The organism is Amycolatopsis sp. MJM2582 (assembly GCF_000754115.1).
In the GTDB taxonomy this organism is placed as follows: domain Bacteria; phylum Actinomycetota; class Actinomycetes; order Mycobacteriales; family Pseudonocardiaceae; genus Amycolatopsis; species Amycolatopsis japonica.
The window spans coordinates 167932-186184 of the sequence record NZ_JPLW01000006.1; the positions used below are offsets into that span (position 1 = coordinate 167932).

15 protein-coding genes and 1 riboswitch are annotated in these 18253 nt (G+C 68.5%); of the genes, 14 read left to right on the forward strand and 1 reads right to left on the reverse strand.

The genetic code is table 11. The annotated features are described in order from the left end of the window. Positions 1–42: 42 nt before the first annotated feature. Positions 43–600 (forward strand): hypothetical protein, encoded by a 558-nt coding sequence (locus ED92_RS32040; RefSeq protein WP_037344912.1) that lies wholly within the window; start codon positions 43–45, stop codon positions 598–600. On the opposite strand, the gene ED92_RS32045 is transcribed toward ED92_RS32040, so the two are convergent. Next, positions 597–2405, reverse strand: a complete 1809-nt coding sequence (locus ED92_RS32045) for an FUSC family protein (RefSeq protein WP_037344913.1) — start codon at positions 2403–2405, stop codon at positions 597–599. The two genes, ED92_RS32040 and ED92_RS32045, sit on opposite strands and share 4 nt — an antisense overlap. Positions 2406–2653: 248 nt before the next feature. On the opposite strand from ED92_RS32045, the gene ED92_RS32050 reads away from it, so the two are divergent. The 13 genes from ED92_RS32050 to ED92_RS32110 all read left to right on the forward strand — a co-directional run bounded on the left by ED92_RS32050 (position 2654) and on the right by ED92_RS32110 (position 17906). After that, positions 2654–3910 carry an HNH endonuclease signature motif containing protein gene (locus ED92_RS32050; RefSeq protein ID WP_037344914.1) on the forward strand — a complete coding sequence of 419 codons (1257 nt, stop codon included), beginning with the start codon at positions 2654–2656 and terminating at the stop codon, positions 3908–3910. Between the two features lie 115 nt (positions 3911–4025). Continuing rightward, a complete protein-coding gene (locus ED92_RS32055; RefSeq protein WP_235213406.1) occupies positions 4026–4367 on the forward strand; it encodes a PadR family transcriptional regulator in 342 nt (113 codons plus the stop codon). Continuing rightward, positions 4364–5113, forward strand: a complete 750-nt coding sequence (locus ED92_RS32060) for a hypothetical protein (RefSeq protein ID WP_037344917.1) — start codon at positions 4364–4366, stop codon at positions 5111–5113. Before ED92_RS32055 ends, ED92_RS32060 begins: the two co-directional genes overlap by 4 nt. A gap of 72 nt (positions 5114–5185) precedes the next feature. Next, a complete protein-coding gene (locus tag ED92_RS32065; protein ID WP_052120982.1) occupies positions 5186–5824 on the forward strand; it encodes a hypothetical protein in 639 nt (212 codons plus the stop codon). Between the two features lie 246 nt (positions 5825–6070). Further along, positions 6071–9232: an isoleucine--tRNA ligase gene (ileS, locus tag ED92_RS32070; protein WP_037344919.1), complete on the forward strand. Its 3162-nt coding sequence runs from the start codon at positions 6071–6073 to the stop codon at positions 9230–9232. A gap of 208 nt (positions 9233–9440) precedes the next feature. Beyond that, positions 9441–11036, forward strand: a complete 1596-nt coding sequence (locus ED92_RS32075) for a penicillin-binding transpeptidase domain-containing protein (protein WP_037345707.1) — start codon at positions 9441–9443, stop codon at positions 11034–11036. A 43-nt stretch (positions 11037–11079) separates the two neighbouring features. Beyond that, the gene (locus ED92_RS32080; protein WP_037344921.1) at positions 11080–11763 is read left to right on the forward strand and encodes a helix-turn-helix transcriptional regulator; all 684 of its coding nucleotides are present in this window, start codon (positions 11080–11082) and stop codon (positions 11761–11763) included. A 112-nt stretch (positions 11764–11875) separates the two neighbouring features. Next, positions 11876–13354 (forward strand): potassium/proton antiporter, encoded by a 1479-nt coding sequence (locus ED92_RS32085; RefSeq protein WP_037344922.1) that lies wholly within the window; start codon positions 11876–11878, stop codon positions 13352–13354. 131 nt (positions 13355–13485) lie between these two features. Continuing rightward, positions 13486–14169 (forward strand): M23 family metallopeptidase, encoded by a 684-nt coding sequence (locus ED92_RS32090; RefSeq protein WP_037344924.1) that lies wholly within the window; start codon positions 13486–13488, stop codon positions 14167–14169. 128 nt (positions 14170–14297) lie between these two features. Next, a riboswitch (SAM riboswitch) is annotated at positions 14298–14412 on the forward strand. Between the two features lie 32 nt (positions 14413–14444). Next, positions 14445–15788 carry an aminotransferase class V-fold PLP-dependent enzyme gene (locus ED92_RS32095; protein WP_037344926.1) on the forward strand — a complete coding sequence of 448 codons (1344 nt, stop codon included), beginning with the start codon at positions 14445–14447 and terminating at the stop codon, positions 15786–15788. A 19-nt stretch (positions 15789–15807) separates the two neighbouring features. Beyond that, complete coding sequence (locus tag ED92_RS41480) at positions 15808–16395, forward strand: hypothetical protein (RefSeq protein WP_052120984.1); 588 nt, start codon at positions 15808–15810, stop codon at positions 16393–16395. Positions 16396–16419: 24 nt separating this feature from the next. Next, positions 16420–16983 carry a signal peptidase II gene (gene lspA, locus ED92_RS32105; RefSeq protein ID WP_037344928.1) on the forward strand — a complete coding sequence of 188 codons (564 nt, stop codon included), beginning with the start codon at positions 16420–16422 and terminating at the stop codon, positions 16981–16983. Then, a complete protein-coding gene (locus tag ED92_RS32110) occupies positions 16980–17906 on the forward strand; it encodes an RluA family pseudouridine synthase (RefSeq protein WP_037344930.1) in 927 nt (308 codons plus the stop codon). Before lspA ends, ED92_RS32110 begins: the two co-directional genes overlap by 4 nt. Positions 17907–18253 lie beyond the last annotated feature (347 nt).

Here is an 18253-nt window from a genome sequence, read left to right on the forward strand (position 1 = left end):
GGGTCGGGGCCGTTTCCCTGTGCGCTCGTGTTGTAATTCACCGTGCTCTTCATCGTCCTGGTACTGGTACTGGCGGCTCTGGGGCTGCTCGTCGCGGCGCTCATCACCGCGAACTCCCTGTGGGCTTGGATTTCCATCGGCCTCTCCGTCGTCGCGGGGTTGCTGCTCCTCTTCGACTGGCTGCGCCGCCGGAAGAAGCGCGCGGCCGAGGCCCCCGCTGAAGAAGCGGCGGAAGACCCGGCCGAAGAGGACGAGCCCGCCGAGGGTGAGGAAAAGAAGCCCGAGGACGTCGAGCAGACCGTCCTGATGCCCGCCGCGGGTGAACTCGGCGACGCGGAGGACACCCCTGAGCCGCAGCAAAGCGGCGACCCCGGCGAGGAGAAGAGCGACCCCGCGGATGTGGCGATCGTCTCCGAACTCGAGATCGAGGTCGTCGTCGTCGACGAGTACCCGCGCTATCACGTGACTTCGTGCGAGTGGCTCGAAACGCGGGACACCATCCCGCTCGGCATCGGCGAGGCGCGGCAGCTCGGGTTCACCCCGTGCGCGCTGTGCACTCCCGACGCCGAGATCGCCGGGAAGCACCGCGAGAAGGCCTAGAGCTTCTGCGCCGCTTCGCCGACCGCCACGACGTCGGCGGCGATCGTGTCGAGCACCAGGCGCTGTTCCTCGTCCGCGTCCCGGGGCACAGGGATCTCCGCGGCTTCTTCGGTGCCGAGCGTGCGCGCGGCCTCGTCCACGGCGTCCGCCGCTCCGGCCGATCCGGGCCGCAGCAAAAGCGACGACGCCGTGACGGACAGGCCGCGCAAGGCTTCGGCGGCCTTCTCCAGCGCGTCCCGTTGCCCGGGCGCGGGTTCCTTCGTGCCCGGCTCCGCCGCGAGCAGACCGTGATGGGCGATGGTGGCGGCGCGGAACTCGCGGCCGAGCGTCCGCGGGTCGATGTCTTCGCCGCGTAGTTTCCGCGCCACCGAGCCGAGCAGCTCCCGGGTGGTGCCGACGGCGTTCTCGAACCGTTCCGCCGGACCGGGTTTCGGCACCCCGGGGATCGCGGCGAACCCGAACAGCAGCGCGATGGCGCCGGCGAGGATCATCAGGAGCAGGTACTCGACGAGGACGTAACGCGGGTCGAGATGTCTGGTGGTCGCGTTCATGCCGACCGACATCAGGACCATGCAGCCGTTGAACACCGCCGGCCGCGTCTGCATGAACGAGAACCCGCCGAGGAGCGCGACGAGCCCGATCGGCAGCAGGAATCCTTGCGGCAGAAGCCAAAGAACGAGACTCAGGACGACGGCGCCACCGAGTGAACCGCCGATCCGCTGCCAGGCTTTGCCGAGGCTGTCCCGCCATTCCGGTTGCAGGATGGCGAAGGTGCCGAGCAGGAACGACACGGTGAGCGGGTCGCCGGGCCGGAAACTCGCGACCACCAAGGCCAAACCGACGCCGATCCCGCAGCGGAGCGCGTGCCGGAACTGCGCCGACTGCCAGGAAAACGCGCCACCCAGCTCGATCCTGCGCAGTTCCTTGCGGAGTCCCTTCGGAACGTCCACACGCGACTCGTCACGTTCGGTCGCCGCGGTCCGGATGGTTTCGAGTGCCTCCCAGAGCGCGGTGACCAGCCTCGCCGTGGCGCCGGGCAGACCGCCGGGTTCGTTGCGCCGCACCGGTTCGACGTCGCTCGGCGCGGTGGGGCTTCGGACGGCTTCGGCCAGCCTGGCGGCTTCTTCCGCGGCGGCGTCGAGCGTTTCGCCGATCTCCTTGCTGTTCAGCCGTTTCCGGCGGATCTCCAGCAACCCCGTGGCCGCGCGATACCGGAACAGGCCGCCGAGGACCCCGCCGGTCCAGCGACGGGGCCGATCCGCGAGCCAAAGCCTCGCCGCCCGCACCTGGGTCTCGGAAGTACCCGTCGAGAGCGCGTCGGCCAGCGCGTCACGGGTCGGCTTGGCGGGATCCTTAGCGCCCATCAGCACCCGCAACAGGATCACGACCACCACCGCGACCGCGGGCGCGCCCAGGATCTGCCCCGCCGACGCCGTGCCCGTCAACTGGAAGCCGTACCCGAACAGCGACGCCATCCCGAGCCCCAGCCCGACCGTCACGAACCGCGGTCCGAGCACGGGCAGCAGACCGGCGACCACCACGATCGCCACCAGCAGCCCGATCGCCGCCCACTGCGACACCGCACCCAGCAACCGCGGCACCCCGACCGCGAGGATCAGCGCGGGCGCGAACCACGCCAGCAACCGCAGATCCGCCCAGAGCGGCCCGCCGACCGCCGCGATGAGACAGAAGAGCGCGGTGAGGGCGGCCAGGACGGCCGCATTGCCCAGTCCCAAGAGGAACCCGAGCCCGCTGACGCCACCGAGGACGACCAGCAGGACGACGAGGAGTCCGGGCCCTTTCATCGGGCCACGCAGATCGGCATACCGTCAACCTAGAGGCGGTGGCGGGGACGGCAACTCGGGGCCTGTGTGATGGGCAGGCGTCGGTCGCGCGCGTGAATCCAATTCGTGTCCAGTGATTAAGGCACCTTCGTGTCCTTAAGGTGCTTCGCTGCTTTAAGACTCACTTCGCTGTCGCCATTTTTCGGCAATTCTTCATGTTGCTCTTTTTGGGCTAGCGCAGACGTTCGATTCAGGCTAGCTTCGGTGTCGTGGCCAGCAACGATGCACCTCCAGAGACGTCCATCGAGTGGTGGCGCGTCGACACGGCGACGCTGCACGCCCGCAAACAGGAACTCGAAGTTATTAAGCGCCAACTGGATGCCGAGCAGAACGCGATCCTTGCGGAAATCAATTCCCGCGGGATCCGTGGGTGCAGCGGTCATTCGACGCTGGCCGGGTTGATTTTCGAGGATTTCCTGGTGTCGGACAAGGAAGCCGCCGCCCGCGCCGACCGGGTGCTGGCGCTGCATCCCGGCCCGCCGATCGGTGGTGACCCCGAACCACCGTTGGCACCGTTGACAGCCGAGGCTGCCGCGGAGGGCGCGATCGGTGGTGGCCAGATCGACGCGATCATCAAGACTCTCGCCCGGATCCCGTCCAGTGTTCCTGAGGGCGATGTGCGGGCCGGGGAGAAGATCCTGGTCGAGTTGGCCCGGTGTGCGGGGCCACGGCAGATCGCTCGCGCCGGACGCCGCCTGCTGGACGAACTCGACCCCGACGGCAAAGAACCCCGCAACGAGGACCCGAAAGACACCCGACCGGAACTACGGTTCATCAAACACCGCGACGGCACCCTCGGCCTCAAAGCCAGACTGGACCTGGAAACCTACGCCCGACTCAAATCCGACCTCGATCCGATGGCCAAACCCCACAAAGCCATCGACGGCGTCCGAGACTCCCGGACCCAGGACGAACGCTACGGCGATGCCTTCACCGACTATGTCCGGTTGAAGACCACCAGCCGGAATCTTCCCGGCCAGGCTGGGGAAGCCACTCACATCCTCATCACCATGTCCTATGACGACCTGATCCGGGACATCGGCGAAGCCCACCTGGATCTGGTCGGGCCGATCAGCGCGACTGACGCGCGGATTCTCGCCTGCGATGCCCGTGTCAGACCCGGCGTCCTCGGCACCGCAGGCGAACCACTGGATATCGGCCGCTCCAAGCGCACTGTGTCACTGGCCCAGAAATACGCACTCACCCTCCGCGACGGAGGATGCGCGTTCCCCGGCTGCGACATGCCCGTACCGCGCTGCACTGCCCACCACATTGTTTTCTGGCGGCACCACGGCGAAACGAAAATCGACAACCTCGTCCTGCTCTGCACCAAACACCACCGGCTGATCCACCGCAGCGAATGGAAGGTTCAGATCGCCCAGGACGGACTCCCCGAATTCACCTCGCCCGCTTACCTCGACCCGACCGGAACGCCAAGGAGGAACACCATGCACCTCAGAACATAGGCCGAACCCTGTATAACGACCTACACGGCCGCGCTTCAGTGCCGCGCTGCTTGCGTGTTCACTCTTCGGAGTGACCATGCTTTTACTCTACTTAGGGGCTAAGTAGAGTAAAAGCATGGCGCGTTCTGGTAAGCCTCGGATGACGTTGCCGACGCTGTTGGTTCTGCGAGCGTTGATGACCGACCCATCGAGGGAGTTGTACGGCCTGCAGATCTGTGCCGAGGCGGGATTGCCCAGTGGCACGGTGCACCCGATCTTGGCGCGATTGGAAGGCCTGGGCTGGTTGTCCAGTCGATGGGAAGCGGTCGACGCTCGCGAAGAAGGCAGGCCGCGGCGGCGCTATTACCGTGTCGACCCGGCCGCTATGGGGCTCGTGCAGGCGGCGTTGTTACGTGGCCAGGCGTCCGTGGAGGGAATCGGCCGTCTGCGCCCGAACCTGGCCGGGGGTACGTCATGAGCACGGCCGACTCCTTCCATGCCTTTGCCCGGGTGCTGGCGGAAGATCGCTTGGTCGTTTCGGAGCTGGAAACCATTCTTCGCCGGGCACATGCGGTCAACATAGATTTTCGCGGTACCGCCCGTCGACAGCTCCGGAACCGGATCCGCCTTCTGTTAAGGGACATCGAGCGCGAGCATCGCCTGCTCGAGGGAATCGACTCGCATGCGGCGTACGACCGTGAGCGCGCCGAGGATCTGCAGACCGCTCTCGAGCGGCGGCTGAGCTATGCCCGTTACGGTGTCTTCGCTTTCAGTAGGGCGCTTGAACAGGCTCGTGCCTCTGATCTCGATCAGCAATTCGAGCTCGACATTCGGCTGGCTGTCGGGCAGTCCCTGGACGATTGCCTGCCACTGGTGAACGAACTCGCGGGGATGTTCGCGCAAGCGCCGACGGAACACGCCCTTCGGTCTGGACAGGTCCGTCGTTCATCGTGGGTGTCACTGAGGCTCGTGAACCTGGCTGTCTGTGCCCTGCCTTGGCAGGAGCGTCAGCGCTACCTCTGCGAGTACGCCAGTGAACTCCACGATCTGGCGCAAGGCGGGGGCCATTCCAAGCTTGGTCAAGTCAGGTACGCGCTGCGCTTGCTGGTGCGCACGCCCGCGCTGACCTTCGCCTTACGCGCCTCGGTGTCGGAGGCGTCGCAACGGGGAATCGCCGCTGAGTCTGGACTGTCCGACCTGATCGTGGTGCAACCGGATGACTGACCGGCACGCGACAAGCGGACCTCGTCGGCTGGAGAACGCATGAAGCACAGGAGAGTGGCCGTTCATCGATCTGTGCTCGTCGTGGACGTCGAGGAGTTCGGGCAGGAGTGGCGGACGACGCGGCATCAACTGGCTGTCCGGGAGGGTTTGTATCGCGCGTTGCGACGGGCGTTCGAAGACGTGGGGCTCCCTTGGACGGATTGCCGGGTCGAGGACCGCGGAGACGGGGCGTTCATCTTGGTTCCGGCACAGGTGCCCAAGGGGCCTCTGGTGGAGTCGCTGCCGTACGCGCTCGCGGACGCGCTGCGCCAGCACAACAAAGCGCACCCGGCCGAGGCGCAGATCCGGTTGCGCATGTCGCTGAACGCCGGCGAAGTGGCTTTCGACGACAAAGGGGTGACCGCGCCCGCGAACAACCGGGCGTTCCGGTTGATCGAAGCGGAGTCCGCCAAGGATGCGCTGCGGGAGTCGCCCGGCGTGCTGGTGGTGATCACCTCTGAATGGTTCTTCGATGAGGTGGTGCGCCACAGCTGTGTCCTGGATTCCGCCGCGTTCCGGCAGGTGCCGGTCGCGGTCAAGGAGACGTCGACGACCGGCTGGCTCTACTGCCCCGATGACCCGTATCCCGTGCCACGCGGCTGTGGCAGGATGTCCGCCGATCCGCTGGACACCACCCGTGACAACCCGGTTGCCCCCGCGCGCTACCCTTGAATCAACTGGCACCGATCCGGCCATCACCGGGGAGCCTCCGGAAGAACAGGGCCCATGTCCTCAGCGGCCGAGCCCTCAGTAGAACCGGACGGGTACGGCCCGTCACAGCCGTCGAATGAGCGGCCCAACCGGAACACCAACCGGCCGGGCAAGCGGGGTGGTACCGCGGAACGCGCCGGAAACGGCCGTCTCGTCCCCGTGTGGGTGAAAGCCCGTACGAGAGACGAACCGCGAGGAGCACCGAAGATGTATCCCAAGGCACAGCTGGACGGCGAGACCGGCGTCCCGTCCCAGCCTTCGTTCCCCGAGTCGGAAAAGCGCGTCCTCGCGTACTGGGAAGCCGATCGGACCTTCCAGGCGTCGATCGACGCCCGCGACCCCGGCATCAACGGTTCGAACGAGTACGTCTTCTACGACGGCCCGCCGTTCGCGAACGGTCTCCCGCACTACGGTCACCTGCTCACCGGGTACGTGAAGGACCTGGTGCCGCGTTACCAGACCATGAAGGGCAAGCGCGTCGAGCGCCGCTTCGGCTGGGACACCCACGGCCTGCCCGCCGAACTCGAGGCCATGCGTCAGCTCGGGATCACCGAGAAGTCCGAGATCGACGCGATGGGCATCGACGTCTTCAACGAGGCGTGCCGCGAGTCCGTGCTGCGCTACACCGGCGAATGGCAGGACTACGTCACCCGCCAGGCCCGCTGGGTCGACTTCGACAACGACTACAAGACGCTCGACCTGTCCTACATGGAGTCGGTCATCTGGGCGTTCAAGCAGCTGTGGGACAAGGGCCTGGTCTACGAGGGCTACCGCGTCCTGCCCTACTGCTGGCGCGACGAGACCCCGCTGTCCAACCACGAGCTGCGGATGGACGACGACGTCTACGCCAGCCGCCAGGACCCGGCCGTCACGGTCGGTTTCCGCTTGGAGGGCAACGACAACGAGCTCGACGGCACTTACCTGCTGATCTGGACCACGACGCCGTGGACGCTGCCGTCCAACCTCGCGACCGCGGTCCACCCCGACGTGCGTTACGTCGTGGTGGAAAGCGACGGCAAGCGGTTCCTGCTCGCCGAAGCGCGCGTCGCCGCGTACGCCCGCGAGCTCGGCGAAGAGCCGGTGGTCGTCGGGCACTACACCGGCACCGAGCTGCTCGGAACCCGTTACGCCCCACCGTTCCCGTACTTCGCCGGGCACGAGAACGCGCACCGCGTGCTGTCCGCGGACTACGTCACCACCGAGGACGGCACCGGTGTCGTCCACATCGCGCCCGCCTACGGTGAAGAGGACAAGGTCGTCACCGACGCGGCGGGCATCGTCCCGGTCACGCCGGTGGACGCGCAGGGCAAGTTCGACGCGACCGTCTCGGACTATGCGGGCCAGCAGGTGTTCGACGCCAACCCGAACATCATCAAGGACCTCAAGAACGGCACCGGTTCGGCCGGCCGTCAGGGCGCGGTGCTGCTGCGCCACGAGACCTACGAGCACCCGTACCCGCACTGCTGGCGCTGCCGGAACCCGCTGATCTACCGCGCCGTCTCGTCGTGGTTCGTCGCGGTGACCGAGTTCAAGGACCGGATGGTCGAGCTGAACCAGCAGATCACCTGGTACCCGGAGAACGTCAAGGACGGCCAGTTCGGCAAGTGGCTGGAGAACGCCCGCGACTGGTCGGTCTCCCGCAACCGGTACTTCGGCACGCCGATCCCGGTGTGGCAGTCGGACGACCCGGCGTACCCGCGCACGGACGTCTACGGCTCGCTCGACGAGATCGAGCGCGATTTCGGCGTGCGGCTGGAGAACCTGCACCGGCCGTTCATCGACGAGCTGACCCGGCCCAACCCGGACGACCCGACCGGGAAGTCCACCATGCGCCGGATCGAGGACGTGCTGGACGTCTGGTTCGACTCGGGTTCGATGCCGTACGCGCAGGTGCACTACCCGTTCGAGAACACCGAGTGGTTCGAGCACCACTACCCGGGCGACTTCATCGTCGAGTACATCGGGCAGACGCGCGGCTGGTTCTATGTCCTGCACGTGCTGGCGACCGCGTTGTTCGACCGGCCGGCGTTCCGCACCTGCATCTCGCACGGCATCGTGCTCGGCTCGGACGGCCAGAAGATGTCCAAGTCGCTGCGCAACTACCCGGACGTCAACGAGGTCTTCGACCGCGACGGCTCCGACGCGATGCGCTGGTACCTGATGGCGAGCCCGATCCTGCGCGGCGGGAACCTGGTCGTCACCGACAAGGGCATCCGCGACGCCGTCCGCCAGGCCGTGCTGCCGCTGTGGAATTCGTACTACTTCCTCGCGCTCTACGCGAACGCCGAGGGCGTGGAAGGCCAGTGGCGCACGGATTCGAAGCACATCCTCGACCGGTACGTGCTGGCGAAGACGCACGAACTGGTGACCGACGTCGAGCACGCGCTCGACACCTACGACGTCGCCGGTGCGTGCTCGACCGTCCGCGACTTCCTCGAGGTGCTGACGAACTGGTACGTGCGCCGGTCGCGCGACCGGTTCTGGGCGGGCGAGCAGGACGCGATCGACACCCTGCACACCGTGCTGGAGGTGACGTCGCGGGTGGTGGCGCCGCTGCTGCCGCTGACCACGGAGGTCGTCTGGCGCGGGCTGACGGGCGGCCGTTCGGTGCACCTGACCGACTGGCCGAACGCGCTCGACCTGCCCGCCGACGCGGCGCTGGTGACGGCGATGGACCGGGTGCGCCAGGTGGCGTCTTCGGCGCTCTCGCTGCGGAAGTCGAACAAGCTGCGGGTGCGGCTGCCGCTGGCCAAGCTGGTCGTCGCCGCGCACGAGGCCGACTCGCTGCGCGACTTCACCGACATCCTGCGCGACGAGGTCAACGTCAAATCCGTCGAGCTGACCACGGACGTCGCCGCGCACGGCGGTTTCGAGGTCGCGGTGAACGCCCGTGCTGCCGGACCTCGGCTGGGCAAGGACGTCCAGACGGTGATCAAGGCCGTCAAGGCCGGTGAGTGGACGACGTCCGAGAGCGGCGCCGTCGTGGCGGCCGGGATCGAGCTCGTCGAAGGCGAGTACGACCGGCGTCTGGTCGCCAAGGGCGGCGGCGCGGCCGCGGAACTGCCGGGCGGGGCCGGGCTGGTGCTGCTCGACACCGAGGTGACCGACGAGCTGGCGGCCGAGGGCCTGGCCCGCGACCTGGTGCGGGTCGTGCAGCAGGCCCGCCGTGACGCCGGGCTCGACGTCGCCGACCGCATCGCGCTGACGGTGGACGCGCCGGAGGACGTGGTCACGGCCGCGAAGACGCACGAGGAGTTCATCGCTTCGGAGACGCTGGCGACTTCGGTGGCGTACGGCGCCGTCGCCGACGGCTCGGCCGGGACGGTCGGTGAGGGCACGAAGGTGACCGTGGCGGTCACCAAGGCCTGACCCTCGGCTGGCTAGGAATGTCATGAAAGGGCCGTTCAGGACAGAAAATGTCCTGAACGGCCCTTTCATGACATCCGGGGCGGGTCTCGATCACGAAACGGATTCGGAACCGTCGCTTTCTCGCCGTCGCCCCGCCTTGCGCGGGGGAAATCGGCAGGCTGGCGCCCGGGGGCGCGCGAGGGTGCGTCGTATGGGGGAGAGCGAATCCATGAGTCCTGCCCGGAAAAGAGGGATCCTGATCGGCGCCGCGCTGGCGGTGGTCGCCATCGTGGTGGCCGCGGTGGTGCTCCTGGTCAGGGAGGACCGGGCGCCCGCGGCTTCCGGCCCGGGCGACGCCACCGAGAGCGCGCAGGAGAGCCCGGCGCAGGTCGCCGGCCGGTTCCTGCGGCTGTTCGACATGGGTGACCTGAACACCGCCCCGGTCGACGATCCGGCGGCGGCCACGACGGCCCTGTTCGGAACGCGCGCGGCGCTCAACGGGGCGTCGGTCAGGACGTCGCTCGGCGAGGTCCCGACGACGCCGGGCAACGCGACCACGACGTCGGCCACCTTCCACGTCGCGTGGACGTTCCCGGGCAACAGCGTCTGGAAGTACGAGGGCAAGCTCGAACTGGTGCGCAACGCCGGGAAATGGGTGGTCCGCTGGGCGATGTCGGTGATCCACCCGAAGCTCGAAGCCGGGCAGAAGCTGTCCGTCGCCCCCGTTTCGGCCAAGCCGGTCGTGGCCGACCGGGACGGCAAGGCGCTTGTCGGCGGTGACGCGACGGGTGTCGCGCCGATCCTGCAGGGAGCGCTGTCCAAGGTCGCCGCGGGGGAGAGCAGCGGCACCGGAGCGACCGTCACCGTGTCCCGCGTCGACGTCTCCGGCAAACCGGTCGAGACGCTCTTCGGGCAGGCCGCCGAGACCGACAAACCGCTGGTTTCGACCTTGAGCGTGGCGTCCCAGAACGCCGCTCAGAAGGCCGTCGACGGCTTCGGGGGACCGGCGATCATCGTCGCGATGAAGACCTCGGGCGAACTCCTGGCGGTCGCGCAGAACGGCGCCGCCGGAAACCAGCCGAAGGCGCTCAACGGCCTGTACTCGCCGGGTTCGGCCTTCAAGATCGCCACGGCGACCGCGGCGCTGCAGCAGGGCGGGGTCTCCGCCGACTCCCCGGTGGCGTGCCCGGGCAGCGAGCAGATCGGGACCCGCACGCTCAAGAACGACAACGGGTTCGATCTGGGGACCGTCTCGCTGAAGACGGCGTTCGCCGCGTCGTGCAACACGACCTTCGGACGGCTCGCCGGGCAGTTGCCCGCGGACGGCCTCGCGAAGGCCGCGAGCCAGCTCGGCCTCAACGCCGACTTCGAAATCCCGGGACTGTCGACGGAGGCCGGGAAGGTGGAGCCGTCGGGCAGCGGTGACGAGCAGGTCGAGGCCGGGATCGGCCAGGGCAGGGTGCAGGTCAGCCCGCTGGGCGCGGCGCTCATGGCCGCGACGGTCGCGACGGGGAAACCGGTCGTGCCGAAGCTGTGGCAGGGGCTGGAGACCAAGGTCAACGCCGGGTACCAGGCCCCGCCGTCCGGGGTGCTGAACCAAGTCCGCGCGATGATGCGCGAGGTCTGCACGACCGGGACCGCGAAAGCGCTGAAGGGCAGCGGGGCCGTCTTCGGCAAGACCGGCACGGCGCAGTACGGCTCGGGCGCGGACGCCAACGGCTGGTTCGTCGGCTACCGCGGCGACGTCGCGTTCGCCGTCATGCTCGAAGGTTCCAACGACTCCAAACCCGCGGTCCAGCTGGCGGCGAAGTTCCTGGCGGGCTGACGCTTCGGCCGCCGCCGAACCGTGCTTCTTCTACGGTGAGGGCATGGAAACGATCGCACTGGCCGAGGTCGCGGCCGTGCTCGCCGATCCGAGCCGCGCGTCGATGTGCCTCGCGCTGCTCGACGGGCGCGCCTGGACGGTGACCGAGCTGGCGGGTGCGGCCGAGGTGGCCGCGTCGACGGCGAGCGAGCACGTGACGAAGCTGACCGACGCCGGGTTCGTCGTGCGGGTCAAGCAAGGGAGGCACAGTTACGTCCGGATAGCCGACCCCCGGGTGGCCGAGCTGATCGAGCATTTGGCGCAGCACGCCGAACACCGGCCGGTGAAGGGACTGCGGTCTTCCGTGCGGGTGAAACGCCTCGAGTTCGCCAGGACCTGCTACGACCACCTCGCCGGGACGGTCGGTGTCGCGCTGCGCGACGGGATGCTCGCCACCGGGCTGATCGACGACGCCGGCGGATTGACGCTGACCGGGCGGGGGCGCGAGGTGCTCGACACGCTCGGGGTGGAGATCGACGGTGGTCGCCGTCCGATGCTGCGCGACTGTCTGGATTGGACAGTGCGCCGTGATCATTTGGCGGGCCGGGTCGCCGCGGCGTTACTGTCTCACGGGGTGAGCGCCGGCTGGTTGTCCCGTGAGGGCAACCGCGCGGTGAAAGTCCTTCCCGCGGCGGAAGAACCGTTCGCGGAACTCGGTGTCGACCTGGTGGCCCTGCGCAGTCCGTAGTGGACAGTCTGTAACACAGGTTATCCGGACGCTTTTCGACCGGTACACGAACGTGTGACGATCACCGCCTCACTATTCTGGAGCCCTCACGGCGACCGGAACGGGAGGCGACATGGAGCAGCTCCCGCTCATCCTCGGCACCGGTGGCGCGGTGCTCCTCGTCGCCGTGATCGCCGTCCGGGTGTCGATCCGCGTCGGCCTGCCGTCGCTGCTGCTGTACCTGGGGATGGGTGTCCTGCTCGGCGAAGCCGGGTTCGGCATCCAGTACGACAACCCGGAGCTCACCCAGTCACTCGGCCTCGCCGCGCTGGTGATGATCCTGTCCGAAGGTGGCCTCACCACCCGGTGGACGGCCGTGAAACCCTCACTGGGCATCGGAATCGCACTGTCCACAGTGGCCGTCGCGGTGAGCATCGCGGTCACCGGCGCGGCTTTGCACTGGCTGCTGGGCCTGGACTGGCGGATGGCGTTGCTGTGGGGCGCGGTCCTCGCCTCGACCGACGCCGCGGCGGTCTTCTCCGTGCTGAGATCGGCGGGCATCGGGAAACGGCTCGTGGGCGCGCTGGAGATCGAGTCCGGGATCAACGACGCCCCGGCCTACATCGCGGTCGTCGTCCTCGCCGAGGGCGCGACCGTCGACTGGTCGCTGCCGCTGCTGGTGGTCTACGAACTCGCCGCCGGGTTGGTGATCGGCCTGGCCTTCGGCTGGGGCGGGGCGTTCGCGCTGCGCCGGGCGGCGCTGCCTGCCACCGGTCTGTACCCGCTGGCCACCGTCGCGGTGTGCGTCGTGGCGTACTCCAGTGGGCAGCTCGCTCACGCGTCGGGCTTGCTCGCCACCTACGTCGCGGCCCTGGTGCTGGGGAATTCGAAGCTGCCGCACCGGTCGGACACGCTTTCCTTCGCCGAAGGGCTCGGCTGGCTCGCGCAGATCGGCCTGTTCGTTCTTCTCGGCTTGTTCGCCTCGCCCGGCAGGATCTTCGAGAGCCTGGTCCAGGGCCTGGTCGCGGGCGCGGTCGTGTTGCTGCTGGCGCGGCCGCTGTCGGTGCTCCTGTCGGCGCTGCCGTTCAAGATCCCCTGGCGGGAACAGGTGTTCCTGTCCTGGGCCGGGTTGCGCGGCGCGGTCCCGATCGTGCTCGCGCTGATCCCGCTGTCGTCCGGGGTGCCCGGCGCGCAGGAGCTGGTCGACGCGGTGTTCGTGCTGGTCATCGTGCTGACGCTGCTCCAAGGGGCGACGTTGACCCCGCTCGCGCGAGCGCTCGGGCTGGCACAGCACGCCGAAGCGCACGAGATCGACGTCGACTCCGCGCCGCTCGACGAGATGGGCGCGGAACTCCTGCAGGTCCGGATCAACACCGGCTCGAAGATGCACGGCGTCTACCTGGCCGAACTGCGGCTGCCGGTGGGGGCGACGATCAGCCTCCTCGTCCGCGACGGCACGGGCTTCACACCGAACAAGAACACGCGGCTTCAGGAACGCGACCAGTTACTCGTCGTGACCACCGCTGAAGCCCGCGACACGGCCGAACGACGCCTGCGGGCCGTCGACCGCGCGGGCCGCCTGGCCAGGTGGAAGGGCGAATCCGGCCAGTAGGTCACGAACCAGCACCAGCTGTTCGTCGGTTGATCTCAGAAAATTCTTCCCTTTCGTACTCCTTTTGGATTACTTTCCCGGCAATCGACTCCATCGAATGGGTGAGTGTCACGGGGTAAGGAGTACGCAAGGTGACGAAACTTCCTGTGCGGTTCGCCGGTCTGGGGGCCGCGGTGGCACTCGTCGGAGTGGCTCTCTCCGCTCCGACGGCCACGGCGGCCGGTGCCTTCCCCGCGTTCGGACTGCCCTTCGAGACGGGCCAATCGGTCTACTCGGCGGGGATCCACTCGGACAACGGGAACTCCGGCGTGAAGAACGCCATCGACTTCAGCCCCGGCGACAAGACCGTTCGCGTCCCGCTGGCGGGCACCGTCCGGATCCAGCACTGCTCCGGCGGCGACTGGGTGACCGTCGACCACGACGGCGGCTGGCGCACCGGGTACTACCACATGGAGAACATTTCGGTCACCGACGGCCAGAAGGTCGCCCCCGGCGACGCACTCGGCCGGACCGGCAACGCGCTGCCCTGCGGTGGCAGCAGCACCGGCGCCCACGTGCACTTCACCTTGTGGACCCTGCCCACGGCGGCTGCCCAGGGCGGAGACTCGCGCGACTTCGGGGTCGGCGCCGGCAACTGGAACGGCAAGTCCTACGACGAGGTCTCGACCACGGTCGCCGAGGCCTACGGCGAGGCGGTCGACGGCAAGACCTTCGGCGGCTGGCGGTTCACCGCGGGCACCGATCAGTACTCGGGTACCGCGACCGAGCTCTCCTCCCGCGCGACCATCGGACTGCCCGGCCGATTCCGGGTTTGACCTGCCGTTGCCCGGCGCGGCGCGGCGCCGGGCAGCGGTGTTTCCCGCTCGCGGGACACGTGAGCGGCGTCTCAAGATGCGGACGAGGGCTGGCTCGATCGCCCGCCCATCCGCTAACTTCGTCCGTAGGTCACGAGTGTCAGCGTCAAGCCCCGGCTAGCTGACCGGCAACCCTCCTACCGCGGTGGGGTGCCCCGGGTGAGGACCTGGCTCGTCGCGTGGTGCGACGGGCAAGCGCGGGATCCTCGTCGGGTCCCCTGGCCCGGAGGATGACGATGACCCTCGCTCTCGAACGCACCAGCACCCCTGCTGAAACCGTTGCCACGCACGAAATCCCGACGGTCGCCTGCGCCGATCTGCGGGTTCCGCTGGTCACCGGCGGCGAAATCGGTTACGCCAACCTCGACCACGCGGCGAGCGCCCCGTGTCTGGACAAGGTGCGGGCCGCGGTCGACGAGTTCCTGCCCTGGTACGCCAGCGTGCACCGCGGGGCCGGGTTCGCCTCGCAGGTCTCCACCAAGCTCTACGAGCGCACGCGCGGAATCCTGCGGGACTTCGTCGACGCGCGATCGACCGACACCGTCGTGTTCACCCGCAACACCACCGATTCCTTCAACCTTCTCGCGCGCAGCCTGCCGAAGCACACGTCGGTCGTCGTGTTCGACACCGAGCACCACGCCGCGCTGCTGCCCTGGAAGGGGCCGAACGTCCGCCGGGTCGAGACGCCGCGCACCCGGCTCGCCGCGGTGTCCGCTGTGGACGAAGCGCTCGCGGACTGCCCGCAGGGGCCGCGGCTGGTCGTGCTGACCGGCGCGTCCAACGTGACCGGGGAACTGTTGCCGGTCAAGGAGATCGCGGCCGTCGCGCGGCGGCATGGCGCCCGGATCGCGCTCGACGCGGCGCAGCTCGCGCCGCACCGGAAGATCTCGGTGCGCGAACTGGACGTCGACTACGTCGCGTTGTCGGGCCACAAGCTGTACGCGCCTTTCGGTGCCGGCGCACTGATCGGCCGCGCGGACTGGCTGCGCGCGGCCCAGCCGTACCTCGCCGGTGGCGGCGCGACGAAGCTCGTCAGCCGTGACTCCGTGGTCTGGAATTCCGGACCTGAGCGGCACGAAGCCGGTTCCCCCAACACTGTCGGCGTCTACGCGCTCGGTGTCGCCTGCGAGACGCTGGCCGCGAACTGGGACGGCATCGTCGCCCACGAAGAGGAACTGCTGGCGCGGCTGCGTCGCGGCCTCGCCGCCATCCCCGGCTTCGCCGAACTGCGCTTGTTCGACGCGCCGGTCGACCGCGTCGGCACGCTCAGCTTCGTCGTCGACGGGTTCGAACCCGGCTGGCTCGCCGCGGTCCTGTCCGCGGAGTACGGCATCGGCGTGCGGGACGGCGCGTTCTGCGCGCACGTGGCGACCAAACGGCTGATCGCCGTCGCCGGTTCGACGGGCCAGCAGGCCGTGCGCGTGAGCCTCGGCCTCGGCAGCACCACCGAACACGTGGACCGGATCGTCCTGGCGCTGCGCCAGATCGTCGCCCGCGGCGCGCGCTGGCAGTACGAGAAGCCGGAAGGCCGCTGGGTGCCGGAAAACGATCCGCGCGAACTGCCCCCGTTCTGCGCCTGAGCCACTACCCTCACCCCGCATGGGGAACGAGCGACCGCGTTACTGGTTTCCGCTGGCGCTGCTGGGATTCGCCCAGCTGATCGTGGTGGCCCTGTCCGTCGGCACGCACCGGTCCGAAGGGTGGTTCGCCTACGTGCCTCACGGGGACGGCGGCGTGTTCGGCCCCGTCCAGAGCGCGGGGACGCCCCTGACCGCGGTTTCGGCCGGCGCCATCGGCAGGATGGACAACTGGCTGTTCGCCGTGTTCGCGGTCTACCTCGGCTCGGTGCTGTTCTACGCCTTTCGGACGAAGACCATGCGGTGGTGGAAGGTCGCCGCGATCGCGCTCGGCGGACTGGTCGCCATCGCGCTGGCCGACCTGGTCGGTTACTGGGAATTCGACCTCGACGGCGACACACGGAGCGCGCTCCTGCTGACGATCGGCCTGGTGCTGCTGGCCTGGCTGGAACGCAGCGTGCTGGTGCTGGCCGTGGCCGCGGCGTTCGTACTCTGCGCGGTGGGGCCTGCACAAGGACAGCTCGCGCTGGTGCTGTCGTCGCTGGTGGCGCTCGCCGGGGCGTTCGCGGCCCTGCTGAGCAGGCCGAAGGCGGCCGCCGAGGAGGCCTGAACACGCTCAGTGGACAATGGGGGAGTGAGTACAGAGCCCGAAACCGCGCCGCCATCGCCGCCGCTGCCCAAGAAGCGCGTCGCCGTGGTGTTCGTCGTCGCCGCGGTGCTGTGGGGGATCGACCTCCTCACCAAGCAGATCGCCGTGTCCACGCTGGAGGGCAAGCAGCCGGTCGAGTTCCTCGGCGGGCTCGTGTACTTCCAGCTGGTGCGCAACCCCGGTGCCGCCTTCTCGATGGCGACCGGGCTGACCTGGGTGCTCGCGCTGGTCGCGATCGCCGTCGTGATCGCCATCGTCTGGCTGTCGCGGCGGCTGCGGTCGGTCGGCTGGGCGATCGGCCTCGGCCTGGTGCTGGCCGGCGCGCTCGGCAACCTGACCGACCGGATCTTCCGCGCCCCCGGCCCGCTGCAGGGGCACGTGGTCGACATGATCTCCGCCTTCGCGCCGAACGGGCAGGGCTGGGCGATCTTCAACGTCGCCGACTCCGCGATCTGTGTCGGCGGCGTGCTCATCGTGATCCTTTCCTTGCTGGGCAAGGACTACGACGGAACATCCACAAAGGACAAGAAGAAGGCGGCGACCGAATGAGCGCGCGCATGCTGCCCGTCCCCGACGGGCTCGACGGAATGCGCGTCGACGCGGGGCTGGCGAAGCTGCTGGGACTTTCCCGCACCGTCGTGGCGGAACTGGCCGAATCCGGCGAGATCTACCTCGACGGCAAGCCCGCCGGGAAGTCGGACCGGCTGACCGCCGGCGGACTGCTCGAAGTGACGCTGCCCGATCCGGCCTCGGCCGTCGAGGTCGTCGCGGAACCCGTCGAGGGTATGAAGATCCTGCACGACGATGACGACATCGTGGTGATCTCGAAGCCGGTCGGCGTCGCCGTGCACCCGAGCCCAGGCTGGACCGGGCCGACTGTCGTCGGCGGGCTCGCCGCCGCCGGGCTGCGGATCGCGACCTCCGGCGCGGCCGAACGCCAGGGCGTCGTGCACCGGCTGGACGCCGGCACCACCGGGGTGATGGTCGTCGCGAAGAGCGAGCACGCATACACCGTGCTGAAGCGGGCGTTCAAGGAACGCACCGTCGACAAGGGCTACCACGCCATCGTCCAAGGCCACCCGGACCCGACGCGCGGCACCATCGACGCGCCGATCGACCGGCACCCCCGGCACGACTACAAGTTCGCCGTCGTCCAGGGCGGGCGGCCCAGCGTCACACATTACGAGGTCGTCGAGGCCTTCCGTGCCGCGTCGCTGGCGCAGATCAAGCTGGAGACCGGCCGCACGCACCAGATCCGCGTGCACTTCTCGGCGCTCAAGCACCCGTGTGTCGGCGACCTGACCTACGGCGCCGACCCCGTGCTGGCGCGCAAGCTCGGGCTTTCGCGGCAGTGGCTGCACGCGAAGACGCTCGCCTTCGCGCACCCGGCCGACGGGCGCTGGGTCGAGTTCGAGTCGGAGTACCCGGACGACCTGGCGAACGCGCTGCGGATCCTGCAGGACGAGAACTAGCCCCCTTTCCGCATTTAGTCCTCTGAATGCGGCTTGAGGGGGTGCGTGAAGGACCCCTTCATTGCGTCTAGCGCAGTGAGGGGGTCCTTCACGTACTTGTGAGGGGACAGAATCGGTGCTGGATGTCATGAAAGGGCCGTTCAGGACGAAATGTGTCCTGAACGGCCCTTTCATGACATCTGGGCAGCCACGAAGGGCGAGTTTCCTCGACTCCGCCGCGTGAAGGGGGCCTTCACGCGCAACCGTTGTGGCGCGTGGGGCTTCCGTGACTGTTGAGGCGATCGGCGTCCGTGAAGGCCTCCTTCACCACCCTGAGGGTAGGGAAGGAGGCCTTCACTACCCTTGCC

Bases quoted from the DNA above. Each gene is read 5' to 3' on its own strand.
- ED92_RS32045 (WP_037344913.1), bottom strand. From the start codon at position 2,405: ATGAAAGGGCCCGGACTCCTCGTCGTCCTGCTGGTCGTCCTCGGTGGC.
- ED92_RS32055 (WP_235213406.1), top strand. From the start codon at position 4,026: ATGGCGCGTTCTGGTAAGCCTCGGATGACGTTGCCGACGCTGTTGGTT.
- ED92_RS32060 (WP_037344917.1), top strand. From the start codon at position 4,364: ATGAGCACGGCCGACTCCTTCCATGCCTTTGCCCGGGTGCTGGCGGAA.
- ileS (WP_037344919.1), top strand. From the start codon at position 6,071: ATGTATCCCAAGGCACAGCTGGACGGCGAGACCGGCGTCCCGTCCCAG.
- ED92_RS32075 (WP_037345707.1), top strand. From the start codon at position 9,441: ATGAGTCCTGCCCGGAAAAGAGGGATCCTGATCGGCGCCGCGCTGGCG.
- ED92_RS32080 (WP_037344921.1), top strand. From the start codon at position 11,080: ATGGAAACGATCGCACTGGCCGAGGTCGCGGCCGTGCTCGCCGATCCG.
- ED92_RS32085 (WP_037344922.1), top strand. From the start codon at position 11,876: ATGGAGCAGCTCCCGCTCATCCTCGGCACCGGTGGCGCGGTGCTCCTC.
- ED92_RS32095 (WP_037344926.1), top strand. From the start codon at position 14,445: ATGACCCTCGCTCTCGAACGCACCAGCACCCCTGCTGAAACCGTTGCC.
- ED92_RS41480 (WP_052120984.1), top strand. From the start codon at position 15,808: ATGGGGAACGAGCGACCGCGTTACTGGTTTCCGCTGGCGCTGCTGGGA.
- ED92_RS32110 (WP_037344930.1), top strand. From the start codon at position 16,980: ATGAGCGCGCGCATGCTGCCCGTCCCCGACGGGCTCGACGGAATGCGC.